Raw genomic sequence first — 16,706 nt, forward strand, 5'->3', positions numbered from 1 at the left:
GGAGCACGGATGACATACTCAATAGGGATCGATTCCGGCTCCACGGCGACCAAAGGCATTCTGCTGGAAGGAGGTATTATCAAACGCCGCTTCCTCTGTCCTACGCCTTTTCGCCCCGCAGAAGCGATCGCGCAGGCATGGGAAACACTGCAAGCCGGGCTGGATGTACGACCGTTTTTAACCCTCACGGGTTACGGACGTCAGCTCGTGGATTATGCCGATAAGCAGGTCACTGAAATTTCCTGTCATGGACTGGGGGCGCGCTTGCTGGCGCCCGACACCCGTATGGTGATTGATATCGGCGGTCAGGACAGTAAAGTCATACAGCTGGACGATGATGGCAACCTCAGCGATTTTTTAATGAACGACAAATGTGCGGCCGGGACCGGACGGTTTCTGGAAGTCATCTCACGCACTCTTGGCGCCAGTGTGGAGCAACTCGATACCATTACCGCAGGCGTAGAACCACATGCTATCAGCAGCATGTGTACAGTGTTTGCCGAGTCAGAAGTTATCAGCCTGCGCTCAGCAGGCATTGCGCCGGAAGCAATTCTGGCAGGCGTGATCAATGCGATGGCCAGACGCAGCGCGAACTTTATCGGGCGGCTTTCAGCACAAGGGCCATTGTTGTTTACCGGCGGCGTCAGCCACTGCAACGCCTTCGCGCGTATGCTCGAAGGGCATCTCGGCATCCCCGTTCATACCCATCCCGACGCACAATTTGCCGGTGCCGTGGGTGCAGCACTGATTGGCCATCGTCAGAGGAAACGCCAGTGACGGAAACGCTGTTCTTATTTCATTCCACCGTCGGCGTCATCAAAATGCGCAAGGCGTTACAGGCTGCAGCGATCAACTTTCGGGTGGCGGATATCCCCCGCCAGCTGCGCGGTGGCTGCGGATTGTGTATCTATGTGAACTGTGCTGCGGATGAGGAAGCGCAGTGGGTGATCCCGGGACATACCGAATCTATTTACCGCTTTGAGGACGGAGAGTGGCGCTGCATTGCCACGTTTGCCGCCTCCTGACCGCTCAAGCCCGTCTGTTTATAATACATACCAAAATAATTCGAGTTGCATGAAGGCGGCAAACGAGTGAATACCAAGGAGCGAACACAAGTACGTGACTGGGGTTAGCGAGTGCTGCCAACGCACAGGCAACTTGAAGTATGACGGGTATATTCATAAAGAGTAACAGGATCCCAGTAAGCGTATATTGTTGGTGTCAGTTTGGACACGGGCAGTGCTCAAACTGGCAAGTAAAATAGCCTAATGGGATAAGCTCTAAGCCAGAAAGTCACCAGATATATATAGTGTTCAGATGACTCCGCAATTCAATATCAAAATTTAATAGCACACAAATAACAGCCAGACATTTTCTAGTTCTTTTTACAAAGAACTGGCGGAAAATGCGTAAAAATGGACATATCAATTCAACATCAACAACGCTCGCGGAAATAGCTTATACCATGACTAAAAACCCCATTATTGGTCTAATTGTTCTTTTCAGTTTAGTTGATATAGTAAAGGGTTATAGAAATTGTTGGCAGCGTGGTTTCGTTTATTATATTGACATCCACAACGATGTTTCTTTGGCAGGAGGTAGCGTTTGTTTTACAAGTCTGCGCCATTGCTTGTGTTTTTTTATCAATATGAAAATAGCGGGAAGAAAGACTCAATATAAAAAGGTATCTTACTGAAGATACCTTTTTCATATCATAACAAAAAGTTAGAACTGATAGGTCAGGCCTGCAACGACTTCGTTGTCACCGTTAGTGCCATTGAGGAGGTTAATCTTGTAACCAACATCAGCAACGATGTTTTTATTGAAGTAGTAGTCTGTACCCAGCGCGACATATTCGGTCAGGTCAGTATTGTTGTCATCACGCGCATGTACATAAGCCACGTTCGGGCGCAGACCGAAATCAAACACATAGGCAGCCATCGCTTCAAAGTGCTGCGCTTTGTCCGCGTCCTGAATCAGGTTATGGGATTCGCCATACATGGTCGCAACGTAGATAGCGTTAGCGTCATACTTCAGGCCAGCCCCCCAGAACTCTGCGTTTTCCCCATTCCAGCCGTGGTGTTTCTGATCGGTAGTCACCGCACTGGTTGAATAGGCTGCAACAGCAGACACACCAGAATCCGCGATGTTGTCATAGCCCAGAGAGAAGCCGTAGCCGTTACCATGCTGCTTAGCAGGGTTAGCGTCGGAATCATCCTGACCCTGGTATTGCGCAGCCACGTTTACGCCATCAACGGCGCCAAACAGATTTTTGGTACGGAGTGTTGCAACACCAGAAGTGCGTGTAGTAAGGAAACGGTCAGTATCTTCATAGGAGTCACCACCGAACTCTGACAGAGTGTCAGTGTAAACTCCCACATCGTAAGCGATACCGTAGTTACGGCCATAGTCAAAGCTAATGTTGTGACCATAATCCAGGCCAGCAAACGCCAGACGTGTATTAACGCCATTCTGCGACCCTTCTGCTTTAGAGGCATCAAACTGACTTTCAAACTGGCCATAACCGGTCAGTTGATCGTTGATTTGTGTCTCGCCGCGGAAACCCAAACGTGCATAGGTACCGTCAGTATCAGTACCATCAGTCCAGGAATGAACCGCTTTTACTTTGCCGTACAGATCCAGTTTGTTGCCATCTTTGTTATAAATTTCCGCTGCATGAACGGAAGTTACCCCTAATGCCATCACTGTTAATGCCACTGCTGTCTTTTTCATATTTTTACTCACTTTTAATTGTGAATTTTGCTATCAACTTTGTTATGAGGGCAGCGTACCCACATAAAAAAGTCCCCTATCAAGTAAGGGGAAAAATCAATAACATACCAATAAAGGTAATAATGAAGTGGCAAGACATAATTCATTTTCAGGATTTTAAATAAAATCCAGACAGAGAATGACTATTTTTATTCCTGGGGTTCACTCTGATTAATAGAACGATGTAACATTAATGCCTCAGCAATAATATCCTGTTTACTTTTTCGTGTTTCAAATGCCAGCGTTCGAACATATTCCCACAGAGAGGTATCGACACGAGCACTTAAAAGAACCATATCTTTAGATCGGGTACCCCTTGCTTTTCGAATATCGGGATAATCTCGAGAGGGCATAGTCAACTCCTGAACGCAATAACACGCTTATGGCGATGAAATATGCAGCCAGTGTAAAAACATGTCAATGGCAAAAATATCCTCACAATAGTAATAAAACTGTTAATAAACAGCCAAAAAATGGAACATCATTTCAAATGAAAGATAACTTTATTATAGAATAATATGTAATGATTGCTTTACGTATATTGTTTCTTATTCACCTGACTAAAAAATTGGGTACTGGAAATGATAATCACGATACGTAATCAAAACATCATTCCGGCCAATAGGTTACATAGCGTTATTAATGTCTACATTCGCATAAAACGCCTTTTTTTATGCGATGTTAGGCAAGATTAATCGCCTCAAACTTCTGCGCAAATCACTTTAATTCTCACTTAACATTGGTCAGCTTTGTCTAAAAATAAGCACGGAAAGGTAAATTTAAGGTAACGAAGGCATTCTTTCGCCTTTAAAAATAAGTCATTTTTAATTGATACAAATCAATTTTTACTCTGCTCTCACGGCGCAAGAAAATCACCATCCGGCAGGATGGAAACAATTTATTACGCCGAATTTAACGTGCGAAAATGGGGGAATGTATCGTAATACAACAGAACAAAGTGAAGCGCGGACTGAAACAGTCCGCGTTGTACTCAGCGGGAGAAATCAGGCGTTAACTTTATCCAGTGGCCAGGATTCAAACAGATAGCCATCAAAGTCGATATCATCGACATTAGAAAACTCCAGCAGACGCTGTTTGACGTTTTCCAGATGCTGCCACATCGCCAGCTTGGCCGCACGGGCGTCCTTTTTGATCAACGCCGCCAGGATCTGCTTATGGTCACCCAGCCATTCTTTGCGGTAATGCGTATCGTCGAGATGGCTGTGTAGCTGGATCCACATTGGGTTGTTCTCACGCCACTGCCAGGACTGGCGAAACAGTTCCACCAACATACTGTTATGCGTCGCCTCAGCAATGGCGAGATGGAACTGCATATCACCGCTTTCTGTACCGTTCGGTTCGCTGGAAGCCAGTTCTCGCTCTTCCAGTTGCAACGCCTGGCGCATTTTGACGATATCTTCGCGGGTAGCCTGCAGAGCAGCAAATTCAGCAATATTGCTTTCAAGTAGCTGACGAGCCTGTAACAGCTCAAAAGGACCGGCATCGTTACAATGGTTCACATCGGTGTTATCCATTGCATGAGCGTCTGCGTTATCAAGCACATAGATCCCGGCTCCACGCCGCACGTCCACCAGCCCTTTAATTTCCAGCATGATTAACGCTTCGCGTACCACCGTTCGGGTGACATTGAGCATCTCGGCAATTTCACGCTCCGGCGGCAGGCGCTCACCAGGGTTGTACGGCGTCTGTACAATAAGATCGCGGATCATTGCGCCCACTTCCTGGTAGGGCCTTTGCTGAGAAGTGTTCGATTTCATAATGTTATGCCCGTCAGATACGTTTATTCAGATCCGGTGATTCGGTATCGAACTATAGCATTTGTGGAGAGCCAAAAACAGGAAACGGGTCAACCAAATAGACTTTTGATTGACCCGTCATCGTGGGGAAGTTATGCGTCAGCGCTTAACGCCGCAACGCACTCACGCGCGCCCTGCTCACACAGCTGTTGATAGCTCGCGATAATCGCATCGACAAAGTCGGCCTTTTCCGCTAAATCGTGACCAAAAATCCCGCTCAATCCCAGCAGAGCCGTAACACGTTCGGATCCCTGATATTGCTGGTTGATCCGCTGATATTCCGCCAGTAATGGGTCGACAACGTCAATTGCCTGCCCCTGCTCATCCACACCCAAGGTGTAACGCATCCAGCCCGCCACACCGAGCGCCAGGTGTCGCCAGTCGCTGCCGTTCTGCAAATGCAGACGTACTGGATCCAGCAAGCGCTGCGGCAGTTTCTGGCTGCCGTCCATCGCAATCTGCCATGTACGGTGGCGCAGGGAAGGATTACTGAAGCGCTCAATCAGCAGCGTCGCATAGGCTTTAAGATCGGTGCCTTCCGGCATAGAGAGCGTCGGAGCCTGCTCCTGCATCATCAGTGCAAAGGCTGCTTTGCGGTATGCCGGATTAGTCATGGTATCCGCGATGGTTTCATACCCACCGAGGTAGCCCAGATAGGCAAGGAAAGAGTGGCTGCCGTTAAGCATGCGCAGCTTCATCATTTCAAATGGCACCACGTCGGCAACAAACTGCGCACCGACTTTATCCCAGTCAGGACGACCATTAACAAAATTATCTTCAATCACCCACTGGCGGAACGGCTCACAGGCGATAGCACACGGATCATACACGCCCAGTTGATCAGCGACTTCCTGTAACATCTCAGGGGTCGCCGCCGGAACGATACGATCCACCATAGTGCACGGGAAGGTAGCGTGAGTTTCAATCCATTTCGCCAGCTCCGGATCGCGCGCTTGTGCCAGCCCCAGCACCGCGACTTTTGCCACATGACCGTTTTCACGTACGTTGTCGCAGGACATCACGGTAAAGGCCGCCAGTCCCTGCTCACGGCGCAGATGCAGCGCCTGCACAATGTAGCCAATAGCTGATTTCGGTGCCGCCGGGTTTGCCAGATCATGTTGGATCAGTGGATTATTGAGATCTAACTGACCGCTGGCAGCATCCGTGCAGTAGCCTTTTTCGGTTACCGTCAGAGAGACAATCGCCGTCTGCGGTCGCGCCATAGCCTGCAGAATACCGTCACAACCATCAAGATCCGGGTGTAACGCTTCTTTCATCGAGCCGATGACTTTCAGCACGGTGTCGTCAGCCCCTTTCTCCGCCACGGTATACAGAAGCTGCTGCTTTTTCAGATTTTCGATCAGCACACGGTCATTACCCGGCATCAGGTTCACTTCACAGATGCCCCAGTCGCTGTCTGTTTGTTCCAGTAAATGGTGCGTATACAACGCCTGATGCGCACGGTGAAAAGCACCGCATCCCAGGTGAACAATACGGGATTGCAGACGAGAATGATCCCACGCCGGGCGTGCAACCGGCAGGTTGCTGTTAGCAATTGTCGTAGTCATCGCGAACTCCATAACCCATCGGAAATGCCGACGGGAAGAGAAAAGAACAAAGCCGGCACGGCACGTCGCCCTGCCGGTCTGGTTTAGCGGCTAAAAAAAGCGCGCTGAATAGCCATTTCAACGCCACGGACTTCCGCCAGCCCTTTCAGGCGCCCAATCGCGGAATAGCCAGGGTTGGTTTTCTTTTTCAGATCGTCGAGCATCAGGTGACCATGATCCGGGCGCATCGGGATCAAATCCTCCTGGCCCTGGGCCTTACGGCGATGCTCTTCTTCCACGATTGCCTTCACTACTTCGTACATGTCGACATCACCATTGAGATGCGCCGCTTCATGGAAGGTTTTCGGGTTGTCTTCACGCAGTGTCGACCGAAGATGGGTGAAGTAAATACGCGGACCAAACTGCTTGATCATATCGACCAGATCGTTGTCTGCGCGAACACCGTAAGAGCCGGTACACATGGTGAAACCGTTGGCCATGCTGCTGACCGTATCGACCATCCATTGCATATCTTCCACGGTGGAAACAATACGCGGCAGGCCGAGGATTGGGCGCGGCGGATCGTCCGGATGTACCGCCATGCGTACGCCCACTTCTTCCGCGACCGGGATAATCGCCTTCAGGAAGACGGCGAAATTCTCACGTAGCGCGGCTTTATCAATATCTTTATAACGCTCAAGGTGCTGGCGGAACTGATCGAGGGTATACCCTTCTTCCGCGCCCGGCAGGCCGGCGATGATATTGCGGGTCAGACGGGCCTTATCTTCATCACTCATGGTCGTGAAACGTTGATTCGCCTGGGCGATTTCTTCAGCGCTGTAGTCGGCTTCTGCGCCTGGACGTTTGAGGATATGCAGCTCAAATGCGGCAAATTCAATCTGATCAAAACGCAACGCTTTGGAACCGTCCGGCAGAACATATTCCAGATCGGTACGTGTCCAGTCGAGAACAGGCATAAAGTTGTAGCACACAGTACGAATGCCACACTGTGCCAGATTGCGCAGTGACTGCTGGTAATTGGCAATCCACTGAAGATAGTTACCGGAACGGGTTTTGATATCTTCGTGGATTGGCACGCTCTCCACGACTGACCACACCAGACCCGCCTGTTCAACAATGGCTTTACGCTTCTGGATCTCATCAACTGACCATACTTCCCCGTTCGGGATATGGTGCAAAGCAGTAACAACGCCCGTCGCCCCCGCCTGACGTACATCAGCTAAAGTGACCGGATCGTTCGGACCATACCAGCGCCATGTCTGTTCCATGCTCTATTCCTCATTTACCTAATGGGCTCGACAATATGGCACATAAATTCCTCCTTTTGGTATGACATGTCAACCTGAATGGGTGTATTGGTTAACCAAATCACAATAATGGCGATGTTTGCCAGTGATGACAAAACCCAAAACCACATCAGCAGTGCAAATCTGTAACGCAATGTGACATTCATCGCATCAATGGTTAACCAATTTATATAACATCTCAACCAAAATCATAATGGTTCAACCAAAGAAGGCAGACGTTTTATGCACGTTCTCAATATTCTGTGGGTAGTATTCGGCATCGGTCTGATGCTGGTTCTCAATTTAAGATTCAAAATAAACTCAATGGTCGCCTTGCTATTGGCGGCGCTCTCCGTCGGTATGCTGGCGGGCATGGATTTAATGGAACTGCTGCACACCATGAAGTCCGGCTTTGGCAGTACGCTGGGGGAACTGGCGATTATCGTGGTGTTTGGTGCGGTTATCGGCAAGTTGATGGTCGACTCCGGGGCGGCACATCAGATTGCCCATACGCTGCTGGCGCGCCTCGGTCTGCGCTATGTACAGCTATCGGTGATCATTATTGGCCTGATCTTCGGCCTGGCAATGTTCTATGAAGTGGCCTTTATTATGCTGGCTCCGCTGGTGATCGTCATTGCCGCCGAAGCGAAGATCCCGTTCCTGAAACTGGCTATCCCTGCCGTCGCCGCCGCAACCACCGCGCACTCGCTGTTTCCACCTCAGCCGGGACCGGTAGCGCTGGTCAACGCCTATGGCGCCGATATGGGCATGGTTTATATCTACGGTATTCTGGTGACGATCCCAAGCGTGATCTGTGCGGGGCTGATCCTGCCGAAGTTCCTCGGTAATCTTGATCGCCCGACGCCTTCATTTATGAAAGCCGATGTGCCGGTTGACCAGAATAATTTGCCGTCATTCGGCGTGTCGATTCTGGTGCCGCTGATCCCGGCGATCATTATGATCTCCACTACCATCGCCAATATCTGGCTGGTTAAAGGGACTCAGGCCTGGGAAGTGGTGAACTTCTTAGGTTCTTCTCCGATTGCGATGTTCATCGCTATGATTGTCGCCTTTGTGCTGTTCGGTACCGCGCGTGGCCATGACATGCAGTGGGTAATGAACGCCTTTGAAAATGCGGTGAAAAGCATCGCGATGGTGATCCTGATTATCGGTGCGGGCGGCGTACTGAAGCAGACCATTATCGATACCGGTATCGGTGATACGATTGGCATGCTGATGTCACACGGCAACATTTCACCGTACATCATGGCGTGGCTCATCACCGTACTTATCCGTCTGGCAACCGGCCAGGGCGTCGTGTCAGCAATGACCGCCGCGGGGATTATCAGCGCAGCGATCCTCGATCCCGCAACGGGTCAGTTAGTGGGCGTCGATCCGGCATTACTGGTACTGGCAACGGCGGCGGGCTCCAACACCCTGACCCATATCAACGATGCCTCATTCTGGCTGTTCAAAGGTTACTTTGACCTGTCAGTGAAGGACACGCTGAAGACCTGGGGTTTACTGGAGCTGGTTAACTCAGTGGTCGGCCTGATTATCGTATTGATCATCAGTATGATTGCATAATATTGTCATTCCGCTCTGGCCTTCAGTGCCAGAGCGTTCATCAACAAAAATCTCAACAATCCTCAATAATCAGATACACCGCCTTCACCGGACCATGCACCCCAACCACCTTAATCAGCTCAATATCCGCCGTTGAACTCGGCCCACTGATGATGTTAATGCACGACGGCATACGCTCACCGGCCAGCGCTTTCTGATGCAGAATTTCTGCCAGCTGCGCCACGCGCGGCAGGATGGTGCTTTTGCGCAGGACAAAAATAGAAGACTCCGGCAGCAGGCTTAATGAGCGTCCGCGCTCGGGTGCAGAAAAGAGGACCACACCGCCCGACTCCGTTAAGCCATACTCGGCATACACCACCCCGACTTTCGCCTGCTCGGCCTGGGTAATATTCTCCTCGCCACGGGCCGGGTCCCAGACCACGGCGTTACATTCCTGTTGCAGGCGCTCGCTGATCCCCAGAACTGCCAGCCGACTGTCGCCGCTAAGCACCACCGATTGCTGACCAAGTTCTTCACACAGACGTAATGCCGCGTCTGCCGCCTGCGCTTCACTGGTCAGTTCGCAGCGTGCCAACATGACATCAGTAGCGAACTGGATAAAGGCATCACAACGCTGCTGCTGGTTGAGTTCAGTCAGTCTCTCGTTCGCATAGTTGTTAACCGGTGCCGCATCTGGTTCCGGTACAAATCGCACCTGCCGACCCAACGCTCCGGCGATAGTGTTTAAAAACGCGGTACGGTTATCCATTCTTTTTATCCTCCGCCTGATGTTTTCTAAACCAGCTACGGAAACTCTCTCCGTCAGCACCAGGAAGATCGCGTGACTCCATCCAGTCGTTAATGGCTCCCACCTTAAGCGGTGTTTTTCCGCCATTAATAAACCAGCTCGCCGCATGGGCTCCCGCCATCATCCCGACTTTCCACAACCCTGGATGGCTATTAGCATACGCAAACATTTTGATCGCCCGCCGCTCCGCTTTAGGGGTAATGCCCTGCTCCGCCATCACTCTGCGATGACGCAGAATCAGTTTAGAAAGAGGGATATGCACCGGACATACGCTGTCGCAAGCCGTGCATAATGAACAGGCATAAGGCAGATCTTTAAAATCCTTATAACCGCCGAGCAACGGAGAAATCACCGCACCAATAGGACCTGGATAGATAGAGCCATACCCGTGCCCACCAATATGGCGATATGCCGGACAGGTGTTCATACAGGCCCCGCAGCGTATACAGCGCAGCACGTCACGAAACTCAGAACCAAGCACCTGCGAGCGCCCGTTATCCACAATGACCAGGTGAAACTCTTCCGGCCCGTCAACGTTATCCGCCTCACGCGGACCGGTAAGCCAGGTATTGTAGCCTGTCAGACGTGCGCCAACAGCACTACGCGCCAGCATGGTGATGAGCACATCAACATCAGCAAACGTCGGTGCAATACGCTCCATTCCCATCACCGCAATGTGCGTTTTCGGCAATGTGGTACACATCCGCGCATTACCTTCGTTGGTGACAAGGCAAACAGAGCCGGTCTCCGCCACGGCGAAATTACACCCGGTGATCCCGATTTCGGCACTGAGAAAATCTTCGCGGATCTTCTGACGGATAAATAAAGTCATTGCTTCGGGCGTTTCCGGGCCGTCGTAGCCCAGGCGTTCGTTTAGCACGCGGCGGATCTGATACCGATCTTTATGGATAGCCGGAACCACCACATGCGAAGGAGGATCCTGATCCAACTGGAGAATATATTCACCCAGATCGGTTTCGATCACCTGGATTCCGGCATCCTGCAACACATGGTTGATACCGATTTCTTCAGTCACCATCGACTTTGACTTCACCACTTTGCGCGCATTTTTACTCTGCGCGACCTGCAAAATGTAGCGGGTGGCCTCTTCTTTGGTCTTCGCGAAATAGACGTGGCCGCCATTTTCGGTCACTTTCTCGGAGAGTTGATACAGATAAGCATCGAGATTACTCAGAACATGGTCACGGATCTGGCTGGCCCGGTCGCGCCACGCTTCCCAGTGCCCTAATTCGTCGACCATTTTTTGGCGATTCGCACCGATACGCTCCTGCGCATTGGCCACAGCTTTGCGCATAATCGGATCTTCGATTTGCTGACGAATGCGCATCTTGAACTCTACATCGCTGGTTTTTATCGACATACTTTTCTCCTCAGCGGCTCATCAGCACTTCAGCAATATGCATCACTTTGACCGGCTGGCCTTCTCGCTGCAGACGGCCACCGATGTTCAGCAAACAACTGACATCAGCACCAATCAAATATTCCGGACGGGCATCCATCATGTGGACGACTTTCTCTTTCACCATCTCGCCCGATATTTCGGCCATTTTGACCGAGAAAGTACCGCCAAAGCCGCAGCAGGTATCCTGATCGGCAAACGTCAACAGCTCCAGACCACGCACATTTTTCAGTAGCGTAAGCGGTTCTTCCTTCACGCCCAGCTTGCGAGTCAGGCTGCAGGACGGATGATAAACCGCCTTCCCTTGCAAACTGGCCCCCACATCAACTACCCCCAACTTGTTAACGATAAAGGAGGTGAGATCCTGCATGCGCGCAGCAACCTTTTCCGCACGCAGCGCCCATTCAGGCTCATCGACCAGATACGCCGGATAGCTTTTCACCGCGTAAGTACAAGAGCCTGCCGGAGAGATTATCGGGTCATCATTATCTTCCATCGCGGCGATCAGGTTTTTCATCCCCGGAATCGCTTCTTTGATATAACCACTGTTGATGGCTGGCTGGCCGCAGCACCCTTGTTTCTCAGGGAAATTAACGCGGCAGCCCAGTTTTTCCAGCAGCAATACGGAATCACGTGCCATCCGGGACTTCAGCGCGTCACCAATACAGGTGACAAAGAAATTTACATTCACAATAACTACTCCATTGCTTCATTTCTATTTATTGCGCTTGATATCGCTATATCAAGCAAAGGTTCAGCCGTGTATCACGCCCAGTTTTTCGGTTTTTTTGGTTTTACTAATGACTGAGTTCATAGTGATGCCCGGATCGTTTTCCGTTGGTGGCGACTCTCCGCTTCTTATATCAGGACAATCGCAAACGTCTGTATTTTCATTTGTATGACAAAACCAAATAATCCTCTAATCAACAAGCATATGCAATACCCATGTTTATTTCTTTCGGCCTTGCTCACATTTTTATATTGGAAACCATAGCGTTATTAAAACCTTAAAAACAGTTTCAGGTGATGACTAATCTCGTCATTATCATTATTAAAAAGGTTATTAAATAACTACTTATAGGTATTTGCCTTACTCTTAAGTGTATTTATCTGGCAGCAGCCTTTAATTAAAAGATTACAATAGTTACAAAACTATTAATCATAATTACTTTATTCACTGAAGCGATTCAGTTTGCATACTTTATTTATACGCCAATGTAGCCTTTCCGCCATAAATATAAATCAGGTTTAATGAACCAAGCAGGAATAATAATGAACGAATATTTTATGTTTGCCCTGGCACTATCTCCTTTACTGCTAATGGTATTTTTAATACTGAAATTGAAAATGCCCATCCATTATTCTGTGTTGATCTCTCTGGTATTCACCGCCGCGCTATCAGCGATATTCTGGGCGATGCCAGTACAGAATCTGAAAGCCGCGATAGGCTATGGCGCACTGAAGGGATTATGGCCGATAGTGATTGTGATCCTCGGGGCCATATTCAGTTATAACGTGATGCAGGCAACAAAAGCGCTGGATATTCTCCGCGATATTCTCGCCAGCATCAGCGAAGATAAGCGAATTCAGGTACTGCTTATTTCGTGGTGCTTTGGGGGATTTCTTGAAGCTGCGGCAGGTTACGGCACGGCGGTCGCAATCCCTATCGGCATTCTCATCGCACTGGGATTCAATCCGCTGAAAGCAGCCATTGCCTCTCTCGTGGCGAACACCGTACCGACGGCTTTCGGTGCGGTCGGTATTCCGGTCTCTATCCTCGCTGAACAGGTTAACCTGTCGGTTTATACTTTAGGCGGGACGATTATTCTGCAGTTAGCCCTGTTTAATATCCTGCTGCCGTTTGTCATTGTCTGCATTATTGGCGGTGGCCTGAAAGCCCTCCGCGGCGTATTCCTTATCACTCTGATATGCGGCATCACTACGCTTATCCCACAATATTTTGTCGCGATACATCTTGGCGCAGAATTACCCGCTTTTGCCGGCAGTCTGGTCAGTCTTTTCGCCGTCGCCATCGCGGGTCGATTGCGTAACGGGAAAACAGATCCCGAGTGGCGTATTGAGGTCAGCCATACCCGTGAAACGACTCCGCGCTCAGCAAAGGTGCTGTTTCGGGTCGGTTCAATCTACATGTTGATTTTTATCTTTATTCTGCTGTGCTCTCCATTATTCCCGGCGGTAAAATCGGCGGCTTCTCAACTGGCTTCAGTACTGCATTTCACGCTGGCTGACGGTAAATCTCTGGCGCTAAAAATCGAATGGATCACGACACCCGGAATGCTGATCATCTTTGCGACCATTATTGGTGGTTTTATTCAGGGGGCATCCGCTCGCGGTATGCTGGAAGTCTTTGGCAAAACCGTGTTCCAGCTCAGGAACTCCATCATCGCCATTATGGCGATCGTCGCGCTGGCAACGGTGATGGATCTCAGCGGTATTATCTCCACACTTGCCCAGTCCATTGTCGATCTGACCGGCAGCTCTTATGTCTTTATTGCACCGGTGATTGGCGCACTGGGAACATTTGTCACCGGCAGCGACACCAACTCGAATATTCTGTTTGGCAAATTGCAAACCATTGCTGCCAGTAAACTGAATATTGATCCTAACTGGCTGGCTGCGGCCAATACTTCCGGTGCAACCGGCGGGAAAATGATTTCGCCGCAAAGCATCGCCATCGCGGTTTCCGCGACCAAAATGGAAGGACAGGCTAACCAGATAATGTCCGGCACGATGAAATACTGCTGTGCCTACATTGTGATCCTGGGATTAAAGGTCGGCCTCTTTTATTACTGGTTTATGGCCTGAATTCTGTTGAAGGCTGGCGTTGTTCACAATCTATCCTCTTGTCAACCCCATCGAGGGTCTGGCGGTTTGTTGTTCATCAACCTGACCGCCCAGTGAACCAAAAGGTTTACACCGCCTTCGCGATAAGAACGAAGCGGCTGGCTTTACGATTTGTTGGCGCTGACTAAAATAGCGCCGATGTTTCAAATTGAGGATAGTTGTTATGTTGTTCTGGAAAAAGATGGTGAAGAAGTTCGACGCCTTCTCTGCGTTGATTCCACCACGCTACTTCCGGGTGTAAAGCCAGGCAGGCCTGTCAACGACAGGCCTGAGTCTTTCTCCCTGTTTTCTTCTTGCGCAGCCCGCATTTTCTTAACACCACTACCCGCATCCGCAGCCACGCAAAACGGTAGACCAGCGGATGCTGAAACCTGAGCAATGTCAGAAACATAGAGCCTCCCTTCGGCGCTCGCGATGCGCTATAGCACCGTCGCCCGATAACGAACCTGTGGATCCATTATCTGATAACGTGCTTCTATCAGCCGCAGTTCATACGAGCCACGCTCTTTGGTCAGATGCATCACCGAATCCACAATACTGGTGGTTCGCTCCAGCGCCTCTTTATCCTCAAAACCGTTGAGCAACGAGGCCAGCATGACGCTGCATATCAGATCCCCAACGCCGACGGGCATTTTGGCAAAGGTATACAGCGGTCTGGCTATATGTAATGTCTGTTCCGGTGTGACCAGCAACATTTCAAACGCCTGTTTGTCGCACGAGCAATCACCGAGATGCTTCACCAGAACCTTCTTCACGCCCCACGCCACCAGTTGCTGCGCCGCTGCAACCACCTCGTCAAAGCTGCGTAGTTGTCTGCCCGTCAGCACACCCAGCTCATAGAGATTCGGTCCCATTATGTCGGCCAGTTGAATGGCGTCATCAACAAAAAAGGACTCGACACCCTGGGCCACAATGCAGCCTTTTTGCGGGTCACCCATTACCGGATCGCAAAAATAGAGCGCCTGCGGATTGCGCTGGCGGATGGTCGTCACCGCGTGCTTCACCTCTTCGCAATGCCTTTTATCGCCGAGATAACCAGACAGCACGGCATCGCACTGCGCGAGCTTTTGCAGGTCATCCAGTCCGCTGATGATCGCACTCAATTCACCGTGCGGCATTGCCATCCCCTGCCACATCCCGTACTGGGTATGGTTAGAAAATTGCACGGTGTAAAACGGCCAGACATCAATGCCGGAGAGCTGCATTGGCAACACCGCGGCTTTATTGCCGGCATAGCCGTAAACGACTGACGACTGAACAGACAACACGTTTTTCATTTTCACTCCGTCTAACGAAACGTTGGCAGCAGACCAAATACGTCCAGAACAACCGTCAGATAAACAATTCCCCCGCAAACAATCACAAGGTTGAGCACCGTGTTATTGCAGGGCGCGGTATAGCTGGCAGTCGGAAAACGTTTACGTGCAGCCTTCACCAGGAAAGGTGGCAGGATCACGCTCCAGATGGTGAAGGCCAGACCGGCGTAGCCAATCGCGTGTACAAAACCATTCGGAAAGAAGAAGCAAACAGCCGCTGGCGGGAAATAGGTCACCAGCGCGGTTTTCAGACGACCGACGCCGTTATCCGGGAAGTGAAACAGATCCGCGATATAATCAAACAGGCCGAGCGTCGCCGCCAGCAGGGAGCTAGCTACGGCAAAGTTGCCGAAGAATGTCAGGATCAGATCCATATAGCGGCTGGTAAACAATCCGCTGATAGCCTCGACAAACACATCAATATTTCCACCTTTGGCAATAATCGGCGGGAACTCAGCGCGGCTGATATTGCCCATCGTTACACCCAGCCAGAAAATATACAGTAGCAGAGCAAATAGCGTTCCAATGATGATGGAGCGCGTAATATTGCGAACCCCTCCTGTTCCATACAGCTTAACCAGGCTCGGCACGTTGCCATGGAAACCAAACGAAATAATGCAGAATGGCAGCGTCATCAGAATATAAGGAATGTACTGCGAGCCCGGTATTGCCACCGCTACGCTATCGATGAGCTTCGCCACTTCGATATGGCCGACCAGTCCGGAGAAAGTGGCAAAGAACGCCACAAATTTACCGATAATCAACACGGTAGTGATCCGCCCGACCAGCAATGAGCTGTACCATGCGATTGCGCCAACTAACATACTGACGATCACCACCGATATATTCGCCGGAAATCGCACGCCACTATATTTAAATACGGTTTGCGCCATCACTGCCGATGACCCGGAGATATAGGCATAGGTCAGAATATAGAGTACAAAGCCAAAAGCGATACCCACCACGATATTCCACTTGCGGCCTAATAAATCCTGAGTAAATGTATTGAAACTGGCACCAGCGCCATAATGTAGATTAACTTCTACCAGCATCAACCCGGTTAATAACATCATGATGGCAATAAAAAGAAGAATAACAGAGGCACCGGGGAACCACACGCCTGCCATCGCAATCGGCAGAGAAAACATCCCACCACCCACTACGGTCGCGATAACCAACATGGTTCCGCTAATCAGTCCGGGGGTACTACTTTGTCGCTCAATGGCGTTAATATCCATGATAAATGTTCCTGTAGACTATTAGTTATAATTACAGCTGTCATTTGTAC

Annotated in this window: 14 protein-coding genes; 4 read left to right on the forward strand and 10 right to left on the reverse strand. The window is 50.2% G+C overall.

Translation table 11 applies throughout. The features are described from left to right. Window positions 1–9: 9 nt before the first annotated feature. Window positions 10–777 carry a putative 2-hydroxyacyl-CoA dehydratase activator YjiL gene (gene yjiL, locus OGY01_RS19325; protein ID WP_045439357.1) on the forward strand — a complete coding sequence of 256 codons (768 nt, stop codon included), beginning with the start codon at window positions 10–12 and terminating at the stop codon, window positions 775–777. Next, window positions 774–1,025 (forward strand): putative Se/S carrier protein, encoded by a 252-nt coding sequence (locus tag OGY01_RS19330; RefSeq protein WP_045439354.1) that lies wholly within the window; start codon window positions 774–776, stop codon window positions 1,023–1,025. The genes yjiL and OGY01_RS19330 overlap by 4 nt, the downstream gene beginning before the upstream one ends. A gap of 700 nt (window positions 1,026–1,725) precedes the next feature. Here OGY01_RS19330 and OGY01_RS19335 read toward each other — a convergent pair. From OGY01_RS19335 to uxuA, 5 genes are all read right to left on the reverse strand, one after another. Then, a complete protein-coding gene (locus tag OGY01_RS19335; RefSeq protein ID WP_286493540.1) occupies window positions 1,726–2,733 on the reverse strand; it encodes a porin in 1,008 nt (335 codons plus the stop codon). 188 nt (window positions 2,734–2,921) lie between these two features. Further along, window positions 2,922–3,125: a hypothetical protein gene (locus OGY01_RS19340; protein ID WP_045439348.1), complete on the reverse strand. Its 204-nt coding sequence runs from the start codon at window positions 3,123–3,125 to the stop codon at window positions 2,922–2,924. A 651-nt stretch (window positions 3,126–3,776) separates the two neighbouring features. Beyond that, a complete protein-coding gene (gene uxuR, locus OGY01_RS19345) occupies window positions 3,777–4,550 on the reverse strand; it encodes a Uxu operon transcriptional regulator (protein ID WP_045439346.1) in 774 nt (257 codons plus the stop codon). 131 nt (window positions 4,551–4,681) lie between these two features. Continuing rightward, window positions 4,682–6,157 carry a fructuronate reductase gene (locus OGY01_RS19350; RefSeq protein ID WP_286493541.1) on the reverse strand — a complete coding sequence of 492 codons (1,476 nt, stop codon included), beginning with the start codon at window positions 6,155–6,157 and terminating at the stop codon, window positions 4,682–4,684. A gap of 83 nt (window positions 6,158–6,240) precedes the next feature. Beyond that, window positions 6,241–7,425 carry a mannonate dehydratase gene (gene uxuA / locus OGY01_RS19355; protein ID WP_286493542.1) on the reverse strand — a complete coding sequence of 395 codons (1,185 nt, stop codon included), beginning with the start codon at window positions 7,423–7,425 and terminating at the stop codon, window positions 6,241–6,243. Window positions 7,426–7,686: 261 nt separating this feature from the next. On the opposite strand from uxuA, the gene gntP reads away from it, so the two are divergent. After that, window positions 7,687–9,030 carry a gluconate permease GntP gene (gene gntP, locus OGY01_RS19360; RefSeq protein WP_038636883.1) on the forward strand — a complete coding sequence of 448 codons (1,344 nt, stop codon included), beginning with the start codon at window positions 7,687–7,689 and terminating at the stop codon, window positions 9,028–9,030. 52 nt (window positions 9,031–9,082) lie between these two features. Here the strand turns inward: gntP and OGY01_RS19365 are convergent, their stop codons facing one another. Genes OGY01_RS19365 through OGY01_RS19375 form a run of 3 tightly spaced genes read right to left on the reverse strand, consistent with a single transcriptional unit; the run spans window position 9,083 to window position 11,928 of the window. Next, entirely contained in the window at window positions 9,083–9,778 is a 696-nt protein-coding gene (locus tag OGY01_RS19365) for a LutC/YkgG family protein (RefSeq protein WP_045439336.1), read from the reverse strand. Next, window positions 9,771–11,198 (reverse strand): LutB/LldF family L-lactate oxidation iron-sulfur protein, encoded by a 1,428-nt coding sequence (locus OGY01_RS19370; RefSeq protein ID WP_048222173.1) that lies wholly within the window; start codon window positions 11,196–11,198, stop codon window positions 9,771–9,773. Before OGY01_RS19370 ends, OGY01_RS19365 begins: the two co-directional genes overlap by 8 nt. A 10-nt stretch (window positions 11,199–11,208) precedes the next feature. Beyond that, complete coding sequence (locus OGY01_RS19375) at window positions 11,209–11,928, reverse strand: (Fe-S)-binding protein (protein WP_045439330.1); 720 nt, start codon at window positions 11,926–11,928, stop codon at window positions 11,209–11,211. A 581-nt stretch (window positions 11,929–12,509) separates the two neighbouring features. Between OGY01_RS19375 and OGY01_RS19380 the strand changes: the two genes are divergently transcribed. Then, the gene (locus OGY01_RS19380; RefSeq protein ID WP_286493544.1) at window positions 12,510–14,063 is read left to right on the forward strand and encodes an L-lactate permease; all 1,554 of its coding nucleotides are present in this window, start codon (window positions 12,510–12,512) and stop codon (window positions 14,061–14,063) included. A 458-nt stretch (window positions 14,064–14,521) separates the two neighbouring features. Here OGY01_RS19380 and pdxY read toward each other — a convergent pair whose 3' ends face one another. Together pdxY and OGY01_RS19390 are read right to left on the reverse strand one after the other, a co-directional pair. Beyond that, window positions 14,522–15,379, reverse strand: a complete 858-nt coding sequence (gene pdxY, locus OGY01_RS19385) for a pyridoxal kinase PdxY (protein ID WP_045439325.1) — start codon at window positions 15,377–15,379, stop codon at window positions 14,522–14,524. 11 nt (window positions 15,380–15,390) lie between these two features. Beyond that, the gene (locus OGY01_RS19390; protein WP_045439321.1) at window positions 15,391–16,656 is read right to left on the reverse strand and encodes an aromatic amino acid transporter; all 1,266 of its coding nucleotides are present in this window, start codon (window positions 16,654–16,656) and stop codon (window positions 15,391–15,393) included. Between the last annotated feature and the right edge of the window lie 50 nt (window positions 16,657–16,706).

The sequence above is a fragment of the Citrobacter sp. Cm038 genome (assembly GCF_030333105.1).
Taxonomy (GTDB): Bacteria; Pseudomonadota; Gammaproteobacteria; order Enterobacterales; family Enterobacteriaceae; genus Citrobacter; species Citrobacter murliniae.

Coding starts and splice junctions, on each gene's coding strand:
- OGY01_RS19370 (WP_048222173.1), bottom strand. CDS start 11,198: ATGTCGATAAAAACCAGCGATGTAGAGTTCAAGATGCGCATTCGTCAG.
- OGY01_RS19390 (WP_045439321.1), bottom strand. CDS start 16,656: ATGGATATTAACGCCATTGAGCGACAAAGTAGTACCCCCGGACTGATT.
- OGY01_RS19365 (WP_045439336.1), bottom strand. CDS start 9,778: ATGGATAACCGTACCGCGTTTTTAAACACTATCGCCGGAGCGTTGGGT.
- gntP (WP_038636883.1), top strand. CDS start 7,687: ATGCACGTTCTCAATATTCTGTGGGTAGTATTCGGCATCGGTCTGATG.
- OGY01_RS19335 (WP_286493540.1), bottom strand. CDS start 2,733: ATGAAAAAGACAGCAGTGGCATTAACAGTGATGGCATTAGGGGTAACT.
- yjiL (WP_045439357.1), top strand. CDS start 10: ATGACATACTCAATAGGGATCGATTCCGGCTCCACGGCGACCAAAGGC.
- OGY01_RS19350 (WP_286493541.1), bottom strand. CDS start 6,157: ATGACTACGACAATTGCTAACAGCAACCTGCCGGTTGCACGCCCGGCG.
- pdxY (WP_045439325.1), bottom strand. CDS start 15,379: ATGAAAAACGTGTTGTCTGTTCAGTCGTCAGTCGTTTACGGCTATGCC.
- uxuR (WP_045439346.1), bottom strand. CDS start 4,550: ATGAAATCGAACACTTCTCAGCAAAGGCCCTACCAGGAAGTGGGCGCA.
- OGY01_RS19380 (WP_286493544.1), top strand. CDS start 12,510: ATGAACGAATATTTTATGTTTGCCCTGGCACTATCTCCTTTACTGCTA.
- uxuA (WP_286493542.1), bottom strand. CDS start 7,425: ATGGAACAGACATGGCGCTGGTATGGTCCGAACGATCCGGTCACTTTA.
- OGY01_RS19340 (WP_045439348.1), bottom strand. CDS start 3,125: ATGCCCTCTCGAGATTATCCCGATATTCGAAAAGCAAGGGGTACCCGA.